Below are 17,226 nucleotides of genomic sequence, written 5' to 3' on the forward strand. Positions count from 1 at the left end.
CCCCTTTTCCCATCAACCCGCCAATCAGGCGTTATTCATGCGGTTGTCGATCAGGTCAGTCACCACGCCCGGATCGGCGAGCGTCGAGGTGTCGCCCAGGCTGTCATGCTCGTTCGCGGCGATCTTGCGCAGGATGCGGCGCATGATCTTGCCGGAACGGGTCTTCGGCAGGCCGGGCGCCCACTGGATCAGGTCAGGCGAGGCGATCGGGCCGATCTCCTTGCGGACCCAGGCGACCAGTTCCTTGCGCAGTTCCTCCGTGGGGGTCTCGCCGGCGTTCAGCGTGACGTAGGCGTAGATGCCCTGGCCCTTCAGGTCGTGCGGATAGCCGACGACCGCTGCCTCGGCGACCTTCGGGTGGGCGACCAGCGCGCTTTCGACCTCGGCGGTGCCCATGCGGTGGCCGGACACGTTGATGACGTCGTCGACGCGGCCGGTGATCCAGTAATAGCCGTCGGCGTCGCGGCGGCAGCCGTCACCGGTGAAGTACTTGCCCGGGAAGGTCGAGAAGTAGGTCTGGACGAAACGCTCGTGGTCGCCATAGACCGTGCGCATCATGCCGGGCCAGGCGTCGGCGATGCAGAGGTTGCCCTCGGTCTCGCCGTCCAGGATCTGGCCCTCGTTGTCGACGACGACCGGCTGGACGCCGAAGAAGGGCTTGGTCGCGGACCCCGGCTTCTGGCCGATGGCGCCGACCAGCGGGGTGATCAGGATGCCGCCGGTCTCGGTCTGCCACCAGGTGTCGACGATCGGGCAGCGGGCGTCGCCGACCACATTGTAGTACCACAGCCACGCTTCCGGATTGATCGGCTCGCCGACCGACCCCAGCACGCGGAGCGAGGCGCGCGAGGTGTTCTTCACCGGGCCTTCGCCTTCACGCATCAGCGAGCGGATGGCGGTGGGGGCGGTGTAGAAGATGTTGACCTTGTGCTTGTCGATCACCTGCCAGAAGCGCGAGACATCCGGGTAGGTTGGGATGCCTTCGAACATCAGCGTGGTGGCGCCGTTGGCGAGCGGGCCATAGACGATGTAGCTGTGGCCGGTGACCCAGCCCACGTCGGCGGTGCACCAGTAGACCTCGCCGTCCTTGTAGTCGAAGACATATTGGTGGGTCATCGACGCATAGACGAGGTAGCCGCCGGTGGTGTGCAGCACGCCCTTCGGCTTGCCGGTCGAGCCGGAGGTGTAGAGGATGAACAGCGGATCCTCGGCGCTCATCTCCTCCGGCGGGCAGTCGGCGGAGACGCTCTCCATCTCCTCGTGGTACCAGAGGTCGCGGCCTTCGGTCCAGGCGACGTTGCCGCCGGTGTGCTTGACGACCAGCACATGCTTGACCATCGGCGCGCCGGCCACCGCCTTGTCGGCGTTGGCCTTCAGCGGCACCTTGCGGCCGCCGCGCAGGCCCTCGTCGGAGGTGATGACGAAGTGGCTGTCGCAGTCGACGATACGGTCCTTCAGGCTGTCGGGCGAGAAGCCGCCGAAGACGATGGAGTGGATGGCGCCGATGCGGGTACAGGCCAGCATCGCATAGGCGGCCTCCGGGATCATCGGCAGATAGATGGTGACGCGGTCACCCTTCTTGACGCCGTTCTTCTTCAGTACGTTGGCGAGGCGCGAGACCTTCTCGTGCAGTTCCTTGTAGGTGATGGCCTTGGAAACGCCGGGGTCGTCGCCTTCGAACAGGATCGCGGTCTGGTCGCCGCGGGTCGCCAGATGGCGATCGATGCAGTTGGCCGACACGTTCAGCGTGCCGTCATGGAACCAGCGGATGTGAACGTCGTCGTTGAAGTTGACGTCCTTCACCTTGCTGTAGGGCTTGATCCAGTCGAGCCGCTTGCCCTGCTCGCCCCAGAATGCCTCGGGGTCCTTGACCGACTGCTCGTACATGCGGGCATAGGCTTCCGCATTCACGTGGGCGGTCGCCGCGATCTCGGGCTTCACCGGAAAGAAGCTGTTGTCGGTCATGAGTGCGATTCCCCCGTGGTGCTTCCGAATTGGCCGGAAGATGATTGGAGGGCGGCGGGCCGCCGCCCGGAATTGAGCGGCATTATCCACACAAGTTGCGGGACGAACAAGCAAATCGGCCCCTGTAGGCCCCCCGACCAAAGGAGGATTGTGTCCCTGATTTTGCAGCGCGAGACTGTTTCTTCTCCAAGCATAACAAGGCACGCCCAATCCCCTGCCCGTCAGGCTGGAGCTGTGTGGTTCGACTGCCGCGACCATCCGCCGCGCCGCGGCGCAGCATACGGCGATGTCGATCCTGTAACGGACGAACCCTTGCTTAACCCGACCTTAACCGGCTGGCAGCTATAGAGTTGCTGCATTACGGTAACGATCATCGGCGGCAAGGATCGCAATGCCCAGAACCACGAACGCGGACGATCTTCCGGAAACCGGCGACCGCCTCGCCGGCTTGGCCGACCGCACCAGCCTGATGGCCATCGACGCCACGCTGCGCGCGCTCGGCAGTCCCGCAGGCGCCGCCTCCACCGCTGGCGTGGCGGACATCGCCCGGCGCATGATGCAGGCGACCAAAGACTTTCGCGCGGCGATGCAGGACACGGCGGAGTAGCAGGTCTTTCGATCAGGTGAAGGGTGCATGGGCGTGTGCCCGTCCCCGACCCTCTCCCACCAAAGGTGGAGGAGGGTCGGGGAGGGGCACTCAGCAGCACCGCCTCAAGCCGGAACCCCAACGCCCGCCAGATCGCATACCCGCGCCCATTCATCATCGCTGACCGGGCAGACCGACAGGCGCGACTGGCGGACCAGCGCCATCGACTGCAACAGCGGATCGGCCTTGATCTGCTTCAGCGTGACGGGGGTCTTCACCGGCATCACCGGCGCCACGTCGACCATGCCGAAGCGGCCGGCCTCGTCGCCGGGGTCCGGGTAATAGGTGCGGACGATCTCGACGATGCCGACGATCTCCAGCCCTTCGTTGGAGTGATAGAAGAAGGCGCGGTCGCCCACCTCCATCGCCTTGAGATTGTTGGACGCCTGGTAATTGCGCACCCCGTCCCAATGGGTCCGGCCGTCGGCGACCATGCGGTCCCAGGAATATTTGAACGGCTCGGACTTCAGCAGCCAGTAGGCCATCGCCGGCGTTCTCCCGCTCAGGCCTTGGGGTAGACGCGGCGCCAGGGCCGGATCGTCACGCTGTCGAACAGGCCGGCCTTGGCATAGGGGTCGCCGGCGGCGAAATCCTGGGCGGCGGCGGCATCGGCGCACTCGACGATCAGCAGGCTGCCGACCATGCCGCTCTGGTCGTCCGACAGCAGCGGGCCGGCGGCGAAGATACGGTCGGCGTTGGCCTCCAGATAGGCCAGATGCTCGGCGCGGTTGGCGGCGCGGACGTCGGCAGCACCGGCCTTGTCGACGCAATGGAACATGAACAGCATGCGGTTCGCTCCTTCATACGATGGAGCGGGAGCCTAGCTTACGCAGTCGCGGCGGGAAAGCACCGGCTGACGTTTATCGTTCACGCCACCACGCGCGGACGGCGCGGCGGCGCCTTTCCTCCCTTGCAGGGGGAATAGCCGCCGGGGGCGATGCGGCCCAGGCTGATGCCGGTCCGCTCGATCTCACCGAAGCCGCGCAGCCCCATCTCCAGCACCGCGGCCAGCGCGATGCGGCCGCAGGCCTCGGCATCACTGCCGGCATGGTGATGGTCCAGCGCGATGCCCAGGAAGTCGGCCAGATGGTTCAGCCGGTGCGCGGTCAGTGTCGGCCAGGCGCGCCGCGCCATCACGACGGTGCAGAGATAGTCGCAGGCCGGCCAGTCCAGCCCATAATCGCTCAGGGTGTGGCGCAGCACGCTGATGTCGAAGGCGGCGTTATGGGCCAGGATCAGCCGGCCCTGCACCCGCTCCCGCAAAGCCGCCCACACCTCCGGGAATTCCGGGGCGTCGGCCACGTCCTCTTCCCGGATGCCGTGGATGGCGCTGTTGAAGGAGTTGAAGCGCAGTTCGCGCGGGCGGATCAGATGCTCTTCCGTCCCGGTCACGCGTCCGTTCTCGATCCAGGCGACGCCGATGGAGCAGGCGCTGGTGCGGGTCTCGTTGGCGGTCTCGAAATCAATGGCGACGGCGTGGCCGGAAATGACGGTCATTGAGGTCCGGTTTGCTGGCAGGTCAGAGACGGATGAGGCTGGCGAGATCCTCAGGCAGCGCATCTTCCGCCGCCAGCACCCGCAGCTTCAGCAGACTGGCGACCGCCATGGCGTCGGTGATGGCGCCGGCCAGGACCATGTCGATCACCTCGGCGAAGGGCACGCGGCGGACCGCCAGAACCTCGGTCTCGTCAGGAGCGGGCTCACCCTGCTCCAGCCCCCAGGCGACGAAGGTGTGGGCGACCTCGTCGGTGATGCAGTTGGACAGGTGCAGCTTCATCAGCGGCATCCAGCGCCGCGCCGTCAGACCGGTCTCCTCGCGCAACTCGCGCGCCGCCGATTCCTGCGGCTCCACTCCCTTGCGCCCGCCGCCCTCGGGAATTTCCCAGCTGTATTGCTTCAGCGGGAAGCGGTACTGGCCGACCAGCGTCACCGTGCCGTCGTCATGGATCGGCACCACGCCGGTGGCGAGGCTGCGGGGATGGACGACGCCGTAGATGCCCGGGGCGCCCTTCGGGGTCAGAACCTTGTGTTCGACCACCTCCATCCAGGCGTTCTCATATTTCATCGTGCTGGTCAGCACGGTCCAGGGATTGCCGGTGGGATCACCGGTTTCGATCGGCACGCGAGGCCCCCTCCGTCGGTTGCGGCCGGAGTATAGGGAGGCGTCCGGGCTGCCGCAATGGGCGCACACAGCAGGCATACAGACAAAAACCGATAAAATTTTCTGACAATTGGCGAAAACGAAGTCGAAATCGTTAAATAATGGTTTCTTGACAGACAAATCAGTCGCCCCTACTTCTAAATCACAGCGCCGAATGTCGATGTCATATCCGAAAGCGGTAGATCGGCGCTCCGCCGATTGACCTGGAAAGGGCAGATGCGTGGTTCCGCAGATCAGTCCGCAGGATTTGGAGCGGTGGCGTAACCCCGACTGGCGCATCCGTTTGGCCGCCTGGTGGGAGGGTTATGACCTGTCCCGCCTGCCCCGCGTTTCGAGCCGGGCTGACCTGCGTAACTTGGCAGATCGCCGCCGGCCGGGTGCGGTCGATGCGGTCGGCACCGCTTCCCTTCCAGGACCGTCGAACGCGATCGCATCGCCGGGCATAGCTCCAGACCCGGCTCCGCCCGGCGGCACTCCGGAACTGGACCGGCTGGCGTTGATGCAACTCGACCGTCACGGCGAGCCGGTCTGGTCACCGGCACGCAGCGAAGGCGCGCAGCTTCTGTGGGGCCAGGACATGACCGGACCGGAGGAGGCATCCTGGATGGTCGACTCCGTCCGCTCCTTCGGGCTGACCCCGGCCAAGAGCGTGCTGGACCTGTCGGCCGGTCTCGGCGGGACCGCCCGCGCGTTGGTGGAAAGCTGCGACACCTGGGTGACCGGGCTGGAGCCGTCGCCGCTGCTGGCGAAGCTGGCGATGGACCGGTCGAAGGCGCTGGGGCTGTCGAAGAAGGCGCCGATCGCCCATTACGACCCGGAGCATTTCAATCAGGCCGGCAGCTTCGACCTCGTGATGGCCGACCGCATCGTCCACCGCGTACGCGACAAGGAGCTGTTCCTCGACCGCCTCGGCGACTGCGTGAAGCCCAAGGGCGGCATCGCCCTGTTCGATTACGTGATCGACGGTACTCCCGGCTCCTGGGACAGCTGGAACGGCTGGCGGGAGGAGGAGCCGATGGAGGTCTATCCCTGGACCGCCACCCGCATGGCCGACGAACTGACCCAGCGCAACCTCGACGTCCGCATCACCGAGGATCTGACCCAGCTGCACCGCCGCCACATCATCGACCGGGTGCGCAAGCTGGCCGACACACTGGCTGCCGCCGTACCGCCGGCTCCGGTGCTGGCCGCGTTGAAGCGCGAACTCGCGCTGTGGTGGGCACGGCTGCGGGTTCTGGGCAGCGGCCTGCGCTTCGTCCGCTATGTGGCGATGAAGCCGGCATGACGCCCACCCAATGTTCATATGAGTAAAGAAAGGACCTCAGGGGAGGTCATAGGATGATCGAGGGGAACGGACCGTGGCGTCCCGCAAGGGAGGTTGCGAGGCCGTACTGCATACCCATGCCTATGCTCTCGCTTTCTTGATGCCATGCGTTTGATCTGCCGGACCCCCGCCCTACATCTTGCCTGCATGACTTGCGGGCGCCCGCAAGGCTGCCTCAGTCTTTTGGATGATTCTCAGGTCATTTGACCGCTCGTCCTGCGGACCGTCGCGACATGGCTCATAACCCTGGCCCATATCCCTGGACCGTAACCGAAGCACTCTCCCAAGCGCCGATCAAGGCGCACGCCAGACCCAATCGCCAAGGAGGCTTCCCGTGACCACCTTCACCGGTCAGGACTCGCTCAAGACCCGCCGCTCGCTCAGCGCGGGCGGCAAGAGCTACGACTATTTCAGCCTGAAGGCCGCCGAGGAGGCGGGTCTCGGCGATCTGTCGCGGCTGCCATTCTCCATGAAGGTGCTGCTGGAAAACCTGCTGCGGTTCGAGGACGGGCGCACCGTCTCCGTCGACGACGTGAAGGCGGTGGCGCAATGGCTGGTCGACAAGCGGTCCGACCGTGAAATCGCCTATCGCCCAGCACGCGTGCTGATGCAGGATTTCACCGGCGTACCGGCGGTCTGCGATCTGGCGGCGATGCGCGAGGCGATGGCGTCGCTGGGCGGCGACCCGACGAAGATCAACCCGCTGGTGCCGGTCGACCTCGTCATCGACCATTCGGTGATGGTCGACTATTTCGGCGGCAACGATGCCTTCCAGAAGAACGTCGATCTGGAATTCGAGCGCAACCTGGAGCGCTATGCCTTCCTGCGCTGGGGCCAGAAGGCCTTCGACAATTTCCGCGTGGTGCCGCCGGGCACCGGCATCTGCCATCAGGTGAACACCGAATACCTGTCGCAGGTGGTGTGGACCGACGGCGACCCGTCGGGCAAGCCGGTGGCCTATCCCGACACGCTGGTCGGCACCGACAGCCACACCACCATGGTGAACGGCCTGTCCGTCCTGGGCTGGGGCGTCGGCGGCATCGAGGCGGAGGCCGCGATGCTGGGCCAGCCGATCTCCATGCTGATCCCCGAGGTCATCGGCTTCAAGCTGACCGGGCGTCTGAAGGAAGGCACCACCGCTACCGATCTGGTGCTGACCGTCACCCAGATGCTGCGCAAGAAGGGCGTGGTCGGCAAGTTCGTCGAGTTCTTCGGACCGGGTCTCGACAGCATGACGCTGCCCGACCGTGCCACCATTGGCAACATGGCCCCCGAATATGGCGCCACCTGTGGCATCTTCCCGATCGACGCCGAAACCATCCGCTACCTGACCTTCACCGGCCGCGATCCCGACCGCGTGGCGCTGGTCGAGGCCTACGCCAAGGCCCAGGGCATGTGGCGCGAGCCGAACAGCCCCGACCCGGTCTTCACCGACGTGCTGGAACTGGACATGGGCACGGTCGAGCCGTCGCTGGCCGGTCCGAAGCGTCCGCAGGACCGCGTGCCGCTGTCGGGTGTGGCCCAAGGTTTCGCCAAGGACATGACCGACGCCTACAAGGCCGACGACCCGACGAAGGCCGTTCCGGTGAAGGGCAGCGACTATCGCCTGGAACAGGGCGCCGTCGTCATCGCCGCCATCACGTCCTGCACCAACACCTCCAACCCGGCGGTGCTGATCGCCGCCGGCCTGCTGGCCAAGAAGGCGGTGGAGAAGGGACTGACGCAGAAACCGTGGGTCAAGACCTCGCTGGCGCCGGGCTCCCAGGTGGTCACCGACTATCTCGCCAAGGCCGGGTTGCAACCTTATCTGGACCGCATCGGCTTCAACATCGTCGGCTATGGCTGCACCACCTGCATCGGCAACTCCGGCCCGCTGCCCGACGCCATCGCCGCGGCGGTGGAGGAGGGCAACCTCGTGGTCGGCGCCGTGCTGTCGGGCAACCGCAACTTCGAAGGCCGCGTCAACCCGCACACCCGCGCCAACTATCTGGCGTCGCCACCACTCTGCGTCGCCTATGCGCTGGCCGGCAACCTGAACATCGACCTGACGACCGATCCACTCGGCACCGGCACCGACGGCCAGCCGGTCTATCTGAAGGACATCTGGCCGAGCAACCGCGAGGTGCAGGACGCCATCGACGCCTCGCTGACCGCCGAGATGTTCCGCAGCCGCTATTCCGACGTCTTCAAGGGCCCGGAACAGTGGCAGGCCATTGCCACGGCGGAGGGCCAGACCTACCAGTGGCAGGACGGCTCCACCTATGTGAAGCTGCCGCCCTTCTTCAGCGGCCTGACCAAGACGCCCGATCCGGTGTCGGACGTGCGCGGCGCCCGGGCCCTGGCGGTTTTGGGCGACTCCATCACCACCGACCACATCTCGCCCGCCGGCTCGATCAAGAAGACCAGCCCGGCCGGCGAATATCTGCTGAGCTATCAGGTCCGTCCGCAGGACTTCAACAGCTACGGCGCCCGCCGCGGCAACCATGAAGTCATGATGCGCGGCACCTTCGCCAACATCCGCATCCGCAACGAGCTGATCCCCGGCGTCGAAGGCGGCGAGACCAGGCATTACCCGTCGGGCGAACGGCTGCCGATCTACACCGCCGCCATGCGCTATGCCGACGAAGGCGTGCCGCTGGTGGTGGTCGCCGGCAAGGAATACGGCACGGGGTCGAGCCGCGACTGGGCTGCCAAGGGCACCAGGCTGCTGGGCATCCGCGCGGTGATCGCCGAGAGCTTCGAGCGCATCCACCGTTCCAACCTCGTCGGGATGGGCATCCTGCCCTTGCAGTTCAAGGACGGCGTCACCCGTGCCGACCTGAAGCTGGACGGTTCTGAACGCTTCGACATCGACGGCATCGAACAGGATCTGCGCCCGCGCAAGGACGTGACCCTGACCCTGACCCGCGCCGACGGCAAGACGGAGACCTATCCGCTGCTGCTGCGCATCGATACGCTGGACGAGGTCGAGTATTACCGGAACGGCGGCGTGCTGAACTTCGTGCTGCGCAATCTGGCGAAGTAAGGCTGCCGGAGCCTGGATAAGGAATGGGCCGCTTCCCTCCGGGAAGCGGCCCATTCTTCTTGGCGAGCTGACCGAAGCCGGCCCTCACGCCGCTCCGGCGCTCGCCATCATGCGGCGGAGGTCGTTGGGGAAGACCGGCTTGTGCAGGATGCGGAAGCCGCGGCGTTCGGCCTCCTCCTGGCGTTCGGAACTGGTGTCGCCGGTCAGGATGATGCCGGGAACCGACTGGCCCAGCATGGTCTGGACCGCACACACCGCCTCCGGACCGGTGCGGCCCTGCTGGAGCTGGTAATCGGCCAGCACGATCTGCGGGCAGCGCCCGTCGGCGCGCAGCCGTTCCAGCGCCTGATCGCCCGACTTGGCGGTCAGCACGTCATAGCCCCAGCCCTCCAGAATCGCCTTGAGGCCGAGCAGGATGATCGCCTCGTCGTCGATCACCAGCACCATGCCCTTGTCGGAACCGGCCCCGGCTTTGGCCTGGGTGGCAACGGCGGGCGCGGGCGCAACGGTCTTCGTGGCCGCCCCCCCGCTCCGCCCACCGCCGAAGGCGTTGGCGATGGCGCTGATCGCCTGCCCGCGGTCGTTGGCGGCGGCATCGTTGGCAACCGAACGGCGCGCGAGCGTCGCCGCCGCGGCGGCGGTGCCGCTGGCGGGACGCGGGTTGCCCAGGATCACCCGCGGGAGTTCGACCGCGAAGACCGACCCCTTGCCTTCCCACGAGCGCACCGTCACCGGATGTCCGAGCAGACGCGACAGCCGCTTGACGATGGCCAGACCCAGGCCGAGGCCGCGCTCGCTGCGCTCGCCCAACTGGGTGAATTCCTCGAAGATGTCCTCCAGCCGGTCGGCGGGGATGCCGGCGCCGGTGTCCCACACCTCCACCCGCATGCCGGACGGCGTCCGGCGGCAACCCAGCAGCACCTTGCCCCTGGTGGTGTAGCGCAGCGCATTTTCCACGAGGTTGCGCAGGATACGCTCCAGATGGGCCGGATCGGTGCGGACCCAGGCACGGGTCGGCACGGCGCGCAACACCAGCCCCTTCTGGGCGGCGCGCGGTCCGTATTCGGCGACCAGACGGCCGAGCATCTGGTTCAGCCGCACCTCGACAGGGGTGGCGACGATCTTGCCGGATTCCAGCCGCGACATGTCCAGCAGCCCGTCCAGCAGGCTCTTCAGCGTGTCCAGACCCTGGCGGATGTTGTCGAGGATCGGCAGCGCCGCATGACCCTGCAACCGGTCGCTCAGCGCCGCGGTGAAGAGATAGAGTGACTGAACCGGCTGGCGCAGATCGTGGCTGGCGGCGGCGAGGAACTTGGACTTGCCGTCATTGGCCTGATCGGCCTCCTCCCGCGCGCGGTGCAGTTCGGCCTCGGCCTGCTTGCGGTCGGTGACCTCGACGGCGGCACAGGTGACGCCCTCCACACGGCCGGAGGGACGGCCGGAAGGATCAAGCAGCGGGTCGACGGTCAGGTCGAAGAAGCGGTCTTCGTCCTTGCAGCGGATACGCACCTCTTCGCGCGCACCGACCCCGCTTTCCATCACCCGACGCTTCAGCGCCATCATCCCGTCGGCATCCTCGCGCTGGCTGCACAGGTCGGCGTCGGTACGGCCGATCAGCGCGTCGGGCGCGAAGCCGAGCCATTCCGAATGGGCCCAGGTGTAGCGCAGCTCGCGGTCCTGGTTGAACACCACCACGCCGGAATTGCGCAGGCCGGTGCGCACCCGTTCCTCGGCGACGCGCAGCGCCTCCTCGGTGCGCTTGCGCTCGGTGATGTCGATGCCGGTGGCGATCAGATGGGTGACATGGCCGTCGCCGTCGACCATCGGCGTCAGGTTGACATCCACCGTCATTTCCCGTGGGGCGGTATCCCGCCCCGTCGGGACGCGCAGCCCGGCGTCGAAGCGGGAGGAGCGCCCATTCGCCCCCAGCGCCAGCGCCTGCCGCAGCCGTTCGCGCCCGGCCTCGTCGAAGGACAGCCAGCAGATCTCGTCGAAAGGACGGCCGACGATGCGCGCAGCTGGCACCCCGGCGGCGTCGGCGGCGGCGCGGTTGACCTGGGCCACCGCCCCATCCGGCGTCAGCACGCCGACATAGGCGGGCAGCGCGTCCAGCACGGCGCGGATGTGGCTTTCCGACTGGCGCAGCGCCGCTTCGCGCGCTTCCAGCCGGTCGGCCATCATGTCGAAGGCGTGGCCGAGCTGGCCGATCTCCGACGAGCGGTCGGACAGCTTGACGCGGGTGGCGGTCTTGCCCTCGCTCCAGTCGCGGGCGGCGGAAACCAGCGCATCGACCGGACGGCGGATGAACAGGGTGCCGCCGATCCAAGCGGCGGCGGCGGCGACCAGGAAGCCGGACAGCGTCATCAGCAGCCCGTCGCGGGTCGCACGGTCGACCACTCCCATGGCGGCGCCACGGTCGACGCCGACGCTGATGAACAGGTCGCGGATGCCGGCGGACGGCGGGGAGAAGGCCAGGATGCGCGACGCGCCGTCCAGGCCGGGCATCATGGTCACACCGGATTCCCGCTCCGCCAGAAGCCCCAGATAGCTGTCCGGCAGCCGTTCACCGGCGCGGCCCTGGGTGCCCGGCAGCTTCACCAGGATGGTGCCTGAGCGGTCGGCGACCGTCAGGGTGGTGTTCTCCGGCATCGGACGGGCGGCGAACATGGCGGACAGCCGCGGCACGTCGAGCGACAGGGCGACCACGCCGGCCCGGCGGCCGTCGCTGTCGGAATAGGGGGCGGCGACCGGCAGTTCGCCGCCGTCGGCACCGGAGTGGGTGATCGTCCATTCGCCGACGGCGAAGCGCCCCTGCGCCATCGCCCGGCGGTAATGCGGCTGGGCGTTCAGCGACGCACCGACGCGCGACGGGTCGGCACTGCACAGGATGCGCCCCTCGGCATCGGTGATCGACAGGGTGCGGTAGTCGGCGGAACGGGTGGCCAGCCGCTCCAGATAGCTCTGGCAGCTGTTGATCTCGCCCTGGCGGAGGAACTGCGCCTCGGTCACCGCGGTGACCATCAGGCGGGCGCTGTCGATCAGACGGAAATGCTCGCTTTCCACTTGGCGCAGAAGCCGTTCGGCCTGGAGCGTCACCTCTCCCTCGCGCTCCGCCCGCTGTTCGAGCACGCTGTAGATCTGGATGCCGATCGCCGGCAGCACTGCGAGCAGGACCAGGATGAAGAGGCGTGCCAGAAGGGTCATGGCGTAGACGAGGCTCCTCCGCGAAGCCGACCGGATGGAACGCCGGATGCGTCACCCTGCGGCATGCCCAAGTGCGGCATGCCTATCGCTAACGCACTTATGGTTAAGCGCCGGTTAATTTAGAAAACAGCGAGTCAGAATAGACGAAAGGACATGAACGCAAGACTTTCGATTTCTCCTAAATTTTCGGTAATCGGCGAGCGCTTACATCGAAAATCGCAGGATACCACCATCGAGCGGCTATGACCGAAAGGAGTATGGCCCTGCGGCTTCCTTGATCTTCCACCATTGCGATGCTCGACGACTTCTTTGAAAGGCTGGATTTCAGCCATGGGTTTGCTCCAAGGGAACAGCCTGCGGGGTGGGCTGTTGAAGCCTTGCAATGACCACACCCTTCCTCTTCCCCCCGCTCCGCACCACGTCCCAGGGCACGCCGCGCCGCGTGGGGGTGGAACTTGAATTCGCCGACCTGGACGCGCCATCGGCCGCTGCCTGCGTGCACCGGCTGTTCGGCGGAACCATCACGGTCGAAAACCCGCACCGGTGTCTGGTGACGGACACCCGGCTCGGCGACTTCACGGTGGAGCTGGACATGCGCTCCGCCCATAAAGGCAAGGGGGGTGCGGCGATCCTCGATCCGCTGCGGCCGTTGTGGGGCAATATCGGCAGCCTGGTAATGCCCTTCGAGATCGCAGCGCCGCCGGTGACGGTGGAGCAGATGACGGATCTGGAGGAGTTGGTGGCCTGCCTGCGCGCGCTTGGCGCCGCCGGGACCGAGGCCAGCCCCCTGTTCGCCTTCGGCCTGCATTTCAACCCGGAGGTGGCACGGACCGACGGCGATTACCTGCTGGACATATTGAAGGCCTTCCTGCTGCTGGCCCCCTGGCTGCGGCGGGAGATCCGGGTCGACGTCACCCGGCGCCTGTCCGGCTTCATCGCCGCCTTCCCGACGCTCTATGCCGCCAAGGTGGTCGACCCCGCCTATCGCCCCGGCCTCGGCGGGCTGATCGACGATTATCTGGCCGACAATCCCACCCGCAACCGCGAGCTGGACCTGTTCCCGCTGTTCGCCCATCTCGACCGCGACCGTCTGGCCGCGGCGATGGAAGACCCGCATGTCCGCCCACGCCCGACCTTCCATTACCGCCTTCCCAACGCGCGGCTGGGCGATCCCGGCTGGTCGCTCGCCGCCGACTGGAACCGCTGGGTGGCGGTGGAGCGGGTGGCCGCCGACCGCGCCCTGCTGGACGGCCTCGGCACCGATTACCGCCGATCGGCCGGGGCACAGCAGCTGGACAGCTGGGCCGAGCGCATCGACGCGATGCTGGCCGCCAATCCGGGGATTTATCCAGGCATTCAGGACGTTGCCGGGCAGGACGTTGCCGGGCAGGACGAAGAAACCGGCGGCCCGGCCCGTCAGGCCGGCTGAAGGAGTTTTCCCATGGCAGCCATCGTCGGCAGGTCCCGGCCGCTGGTCGGCATCACCGCCTCGGTCCATGGCAGCCGCATCGCCGCCATGGCCAACCGGCTTGCCTTGTGGCGGGCCGGTGCGTCGTCGGTCCGCATCACCGCCGACTCTCCCTTTCCCATCGACCGGCTCGACGCGCTGGTCGTCGGCGGCGGCGACGACATCGACGCCTCGCTCTACGGCGAATCCGCCCGTCCGCAGATCCGCATCGATCCCGAACGCGACCGGCTGGAGATGCGGGCGCTCGACTGCGCCGCGAAGATCGCGCTGCCGGTGCTGGGCATCTGCCGCGGCTCGCAGATGATCAACGTCCACCGCGGCGGCTCGCTGCATGTCGACATCCACGAGGTGTACGAGGAAGCGCCGCAGATGCGCACCGTGCTGCCGCGCAAGCGCATCCGGATCGAACCGGACAGCCGGCTCTACCGCATCCTCGGCATCGGCGAATGCCGGGTGAACGCCCTGCACCACCAGTCGGTGGACCGTGTCGGCGATGGGCTGCGCGTCGTGGCGCGCGAACGCGCCGGCGTCGTCCAGGGCATTGAGGCGCCGGACGAGTCCTTCATGATCGGCGTGCAGTGGCATCCGGAATATCTGGTCGCCGACAGCCGACAGCAGGCGCTGTTCCGCCGTCTGGTCGCCACCGCCGCCGGCATCGCTCCGCTGGACGATTTCGCGGAAGCTCCACCCCGCCGCCCGGTCCGCGCCCCCGGTTGACCTCGCCCGCAGCTTGGTTCAGCGCCAACCTTCGACACACCGCGATGGCGGGAACGACGCGGGCGCCGCCGGAGGGATGGCTCCGGGGCGCCCGCGCAGTTGCCGCGACAGGGATGTTACTGGCTGCCGCCGTTGTCCGGGCCGCAGTTCGGGGTGCCCGGCGGGCAGTGGGTGCCGGTACCGGTCTGGTTGTCGCGCGGGATGTTGCTGCCGGTGTTGTTGCCCATGCCCGATGGCGCGGTGGTCACGCCCGGCACCGGCGAGATCGAGGAACCCGACATGTTGCTACCGGAGGTGCCGGTCGAACCGGACGTACCCGTGGAGTTCAGCGGACCGCCGGTCGTGGAGCCGGCCGACGGCGAGGTGGTGGCACCCGGCGGGGTGTGGACGATGCCGTCCGGCCCGACGTTGGTGCTGCCGGCGCTCGGGCTGGTGGCGTAGGCGCCGCTGCCCTTGAGGGCGCCGGGGTTGGCTTGCTGAGCGGTCTGGGCCATGGCCGGGGCGGCCATCAGGAGAACCGCCGAAACGGCACCGATCATCAGGTTACGCATCCTCGAACTCCTTCATGGTGGCAACGCCTCGCATTTGGGCGTCTTTGGAACGAGACGGATGCCGTGTTGGAGCCGCAACGCGGCGTCCGCCCAGGGCCTCGCGTCTTTCATGGGTCTAGAACAGGACAATCCGGGCATGATCTCGGTCGACGCATGCGCTTTTTTGGAAAACGCCCGCGAAAGGGCGGCAAAAACGCGTCCGCCGGGTTCCTTCGGCGAGCCACGGACGCCCGCCCGCAAATGCGGGAACAACGCGCATGCCATGGGGTTCAAACCGCGAGGCGGATGGTCCGCGAAAAGTCTCACGTCGCGTTTCCAACGAGGGTTTCAGCCGTGCCCGACGCCTCCCCAGATGCTGCCCGGGACGCCGACCATCAGTCCGGCATGCCCCTGATGACGCCCGATTTTCCAAAGCCGGTTCTGCGCCCGGGTCTGACCTGCTGGCGGACGGAGCGCGCCGGGCGGGTGGCGGTGCTGGTCGACGGCGCCGACTATTTCGTCGCTGCCCGTGCCGGGATGGAGCGGGCGCGTCAATCGATCCTGCTGGTCGGCTGGGATATCGACCCGCGCATGCGGCTCGACCCCGAAAGTCCGGAAACGCTGGGCCGATTCCTGGCCCGACTGATGCGGTCGCGACCCGGGCTGCATGTGCGGGCGCTGAAATGGGACATGCCCTTTCCCCTCGCGCTCGACCATCCGCACGAACCGCTGGACCGGCTGGACCGCAACACCGGCCGGCGGCTGAACGCCCGGCTGGACGGGGAACTGCCGGTCGGCGCCGCCCAGCACCAGAAGCTGCTGGTGATCGACGATGCGCTGGCCTTCTGCGGTGGCATCGACTTCTCCTTCGACCGCTGGGACACGTCGGAACATCGCGACGGCGACCCGCGCCGCCGCTGCCCGAACGGCGAGCCCTATGACCCGCGCCATGACGTGATGACGATGGTCGACGGCGATGCCGCCCGCGCCCTTTCGGAACTGGCGCGGGAGCGCTGGCGCTGCGCTACCGGAGAGACGCTGGAGCCCTGCCCTTTCCCGGATACGGACCAGGCGGATCAGGATCCCTGGCCGGACTGCCCGCTGCCCGACTGCGCCCATCCCATCCTGACCGACGCCCGGATCGGCATATCCCGCACCATGCCGGCGACCGGCGACCGTCCGGCGGTCCGTGAAAGCGAGGCGCTGACCTTCGCCGCCATCGCCGCAGCCGAGCGCACCATCTATCTGGAAAACCAGTATTTCGCCTCCGCCCGCGTCGCCGAGGCGCTGGCCCGCCGCCTGGCCGAGCCCGACGGGCCGGAGGTGGTGCTGGTGGTGTCGATGGAAAGCCCGAGCTGGTTCGACCGCATGGCAATGGACACGCCGCGCTCGGTGGCATTGCGCTGCCTGCGCAAGGCCGACCGCTTCGGCCGGCTGCGCGCACTGACCCCAGTGACGGAGGGCGGCCGGCCGGTGATCGTCCATTCCAAGCTGGTGGCGGTCGATGGCCGGCTGCTGCGCATCGGCTCGTCCAACCTGAACAACCGATCGATGGGCTACGACAGCGAATGCGACCTGACCATCGAGGCACCGCAGGAGGACGGGCCGAAGCGAACCCGGGCGGAGGCCGCCATCCTGGGCGTGCGCAACCGCCTGCTGGCCGAGCATATGGGCATCGACCAGACCCGACTTGAGATGGAGATCCACGAAACCGGCAGCGTCATCGCCGCCATCGACCGGCTTTGCCCGCGCTCCGGCCGCCGGTTGGCCGATCTGCCGGCCAGCGATCCCAGCCTGACGGAGCAAGCCTTCGCCGCTCTGCGCATTGCCGACCCCGACGACCCGGACGAAGCCTGGGCACCCTGGAAGCGCCTGCCGCCACCCCCACGCTCCGCCCTGCGCGCCGCTGCCGCCGCTCTGCTGACGGTCGGACTGGCCGCCGGGGTCTGGGGCATGGTCCGGGCCGGACATGCGAAAGCCCCATCCCCCTCTCCCCCCCGGGGAGAGGGTCGGGGTGAGGGGGACGCACATGCTGAATTCTTGTCGAAATCCCGCCGCGCAGGCCCCCCCCCCCCACCCCCCCCCCCCGGGGGGGGGGGGGGGGGGGGGGGGGGGGGGGGGGCGAAACCCCCGCCGGGACCACCCCAAAGATAACGATTTTAGGCGTGACGGGGTAGGGGGAGCCC

The 17,226-nt window shown here is 67.6% G+C and carries 14 protein-coding genes; 6 read left to right on the forward strand and 8 right to left on the reverse strand.

Annotated features, from left to right (window positions below):
* Positions 1-24 precede the first annotated feature (24 nt).
* Positions 25-1,965: an acetate--CoA ligase gene (acs, locus tag J2848_RS27685; RefSeq protein ID WP_109443176.1), complete on the reverse strand. Its 1,941-nt coding sequence runs from the start codon at positions 1,963-1,965 to the stop codon at positions 25-27.
* A 391-nt stretch (positions 1,966-2,356) separates the two neighbouring features.
* Between acs and J2848_RS27690 the strand changes: the two genes are divergently transcribed.
* Positions 2,357-2,572, forward strand: coding sequence for a hypothetical protein (locus J2848_RS27690; RefSeq protein ID WP_149229633.1), 216 nt, complete (start codon positions 2,357-2,359; stop codon positions 2,570-2,572).
* Positions 2,573-2,676: 104 nt separating this feature from the next.
* On the opposite strand, the gene J2848_RS27695 is transcribed toward J2848_RS27690, so the two are convergent.
* The 4 genes from J2848_RS27695 to J2848_RS27710 all read right to left on the reverse strand — a co-directional run bounded on the left by J2848_RS27695 (position 2,677) and on the right by J2848_RS27710 (position 4,733).
* Positions 2,677-3,096, reverse strand: coding sequence for an EVE domain-containing protein (locus J2848_RS27695; protein WP_149229632.1), 420 nt, complete (start codon positions 3,094-3,096; stop codon positions 2,677-2,679).
* 17 nt (positions 3,097-3,113) lie between these two features.
* Positions 3,114-3,398 carry a YciI family protein gene (locus J2848_RS27700; RefSeq protein ID WP_149229631.1) on the reverse strand — a complete coding sequence of 95 codons (285 nt, stop codon included), beginning with the start codon at positions 3,396-3,398 and terminating at the stop codon, positions 3,114-3,116.
* An 80-nt stretch (positions 3,399-3,478) separates the two neighbouring features.
* Entirely contained in the window at positions 3,479-4,108 is a 630-nt protein-coding gene (locus J2848_RS27705) for a 3'-5' exonuclease (RefSeq protein WP_149229630.1), read from the reverse strand.
* 22 nt (positions 4,109-4,130) lie between these two features.
* Positions 4,131-4,733, reverse strand: a complete 603-nt coding sequence (locus J2848_RS27710) for an NUDIX domain-containing protein (protein ID WP_149229629.1) — start codon at positions 4,731-4,733, stop codon at positions 4,131-4,133.
* Between the two features lie 259 nt (positions 4,734-4,992).
* Here J2848_RS27710 and J2848_RS27715 point away from each other — a divergent pair, with 259 nt between their 5' ends.
* Both J2848_RS27715 and acnA read left to right on the forward strand, forming a co-directional pair.
* Positions 4,993-6,057 carry a class I SAM-dependent methyltransferase gene (locus J2848_RS27715; protein ID WP_149229628.1) on the forward strand — a complete coding sequence of 355 codons (1,065 nt, stop codon included), beginning with the start codon at positions 4,993-4,995 and terminating at the stop codon, positions 6,055-6,057.
* Between the two features lie 373 nt (positions 6,058-6,430).
* Complete coding sequence (gene acnA / locus J2848_RS27720) at positions 6,431-9,121, forward strand: aconitate hydratase AcnA (protein WP_149229627.1); 2,691 nt, start codon at positions 6,431-6,433, stop codon at positions 9,119-9,121.
* 84 nt (positions 9,122-9,205) lie between these two features.
* On the opposite strand, the gene J2848_RS27725 is transcribed toward acnA, so the two are convergent.
* Both J2848_RS27725 and J2848_RS27730 read right to left on the reverse strand, forming a co-directional pair.
* Positions 9,206-12,325, reverse strand: a complete 3,120-nt coding sequence (locus J2848_RS27725) for a PAS domain-containing protein (RefSeq protein WP_149229626.1) — start codon at positions 12,323-12,325, stop codon at positions 9,206-9,208.
* 134 nt (positions 12,326-12,459) lie between these two features.
* Positions 12,460-12,657, reverse strand: a complete 198-nt coding sequence (locus tag J2848_RS27730) for a hypothetical protein (protein WP_149229625.1) — start codon at positions 12,655-12,657, stop codon at positions 12,460-12,462.
* 50 nt (positions 12,658-12,707) lie between these two features.
* Between J2848_RS27730 and J2848_RS27735 the strand changes: the two genes are divergently transcribed.
* Complete coding sequence (locus J2848_RS27735; RefSeq protein WP_149229624.1) at positions 12,708-13,754, forward strand: amidoligase family protein; 1,047 nt, start codon at positions 12,708-12,710, stop codon at positions 13,752-13,754.
* Between the two features lie 12 nt (positions 13,755-13,766).
* A complete protein-coding gene (locus J2848_RS27740; RefSeq protein WP_149229623.1) occupies positions 13,767-14,510 on the forward strand; it encodes a gamma-glutamyl-gamma-aminobutyrate hydrolase family protein in 744 nt (247 codons plus the stop codon).
* Between the two features lie 116 nt (positions 14,511-14,626).
* Here the strand turns inward: J2848_RS27740 and J2848_RS27745 are convergent, their stop codons facing one another.
* Complete coding sequence (locus J2848_RS27745) at positions 14,627-15,061, reverse strand: hypothetical protein (RefSeq protein ID WP_149229622.1); 435 nt, start codon at positions 15,059-15,061, stop codon at positions 14,627-14,629.
* Between the two features lie 333 nt (positions 15,062-15,394).
* On the opposite strand from J2848_RS27745, the gene J2848_RS27750 reads away from it, so the two are divergent.
* Positions 15,395-17,194, forward strand: a complete 1,800-nt coding sequence (locus tag J2848_RS27750; RefSeq protein ID WP_253568763.1) for a phospholipase D-like domain-containing protein — start codon at positions 15,395-15,397, stop codon at positions 17,192-17,194.
* The last annotated feature ends 32 nt before the right edge of the window (positions 17,195-17,226 follow it).

Source organism: Azospirillum lipoferum, assembly GCF_024170005.1.
Lineage (GTDB): Bacteria > Pseudomonadota > Alphaproteobacteria > Azospirillales > Azospirillaceae > Azospirillum > Azospirillum lipoferum.

What these genes read in the sequence shown, in the direction of transcription:
- acs (WP_109443176.1), bottom strand. Translation starts at nt 1,965, where the DNA reads ATGACCGACAACAGCTTCTTTCCGGTGAAGCCCGAGATCGCGGCGACC.
- J2848_RS27690 (WP_149229633.1), top strand. Translation starts at nt 2,357, where the DNA reads ATGCCCAGAACCACGAACGCGGACGATCTTCCGGAAACCGGCGACCGC.
- J2848_RS27695 (WP_149229632.1), bottom strand. Translation starts at nt 3,096, where the DNA reads ATGGCCTACTGGCTGCTGAAGTCCGAGCCGTTCAAATATTCCTGGGAC.
- J2848_RS27700 (WP_149229631.1), bottom strand. Translation starts at nt 3,398, where the DNA reads ATGCTGTTCATGTTCCATTGCGTCGACAAGGCCGGTGCTGCCGACGTC.
- J2848_RS27705 (WP_149229630.1), bottom strand. Translation starts at nt 4,108, where the DNA reads ATGACCGTCATTTCCGGCCACGCCGTCGCCATTGATTTCGAGACCGCC.
- J2848_RS27725 (WP_149229626.1), bottom strand. Translation starts at nt 12,325, where the DNA reads ATGACCCTTCTGGCACGCCTCTTCATCCTGGTCCTGCTCGCAGTGCTG.
- J2848_RS27730 (WP_149229625.1), bottom strand. Translation starts at nt 12,657, where the DNA reads ATGGCTGAAATCCAGCCTTTCAAAGAAGTCGTCGAGCATCGCAATGGT.
- J2848_RS27735 (WP_149229624.1), top strand. Translation starts at nt 12,708, where the DNA reads ATGACCACACCCTTCCTCTTCCCCCCGCTCCGCACCACGTCCCAGGGC.
- J2848_RS27740 (WP_149229623.1), top strand. Translation starts at nt 13,767, where the DNA reads ATGGCAGCCATCGTCGGCAGGTCCCGGCCGCTGGTCGGCATCACCGCC.
- J2848_RS27745 (WP_149229622.1), bottom strand. Translation starts at nt 15,061, where the DNA reads ATGCGTAACCTGATGATCGGTGCCGTTTCGGCGGTTCTCCTGATGGCC.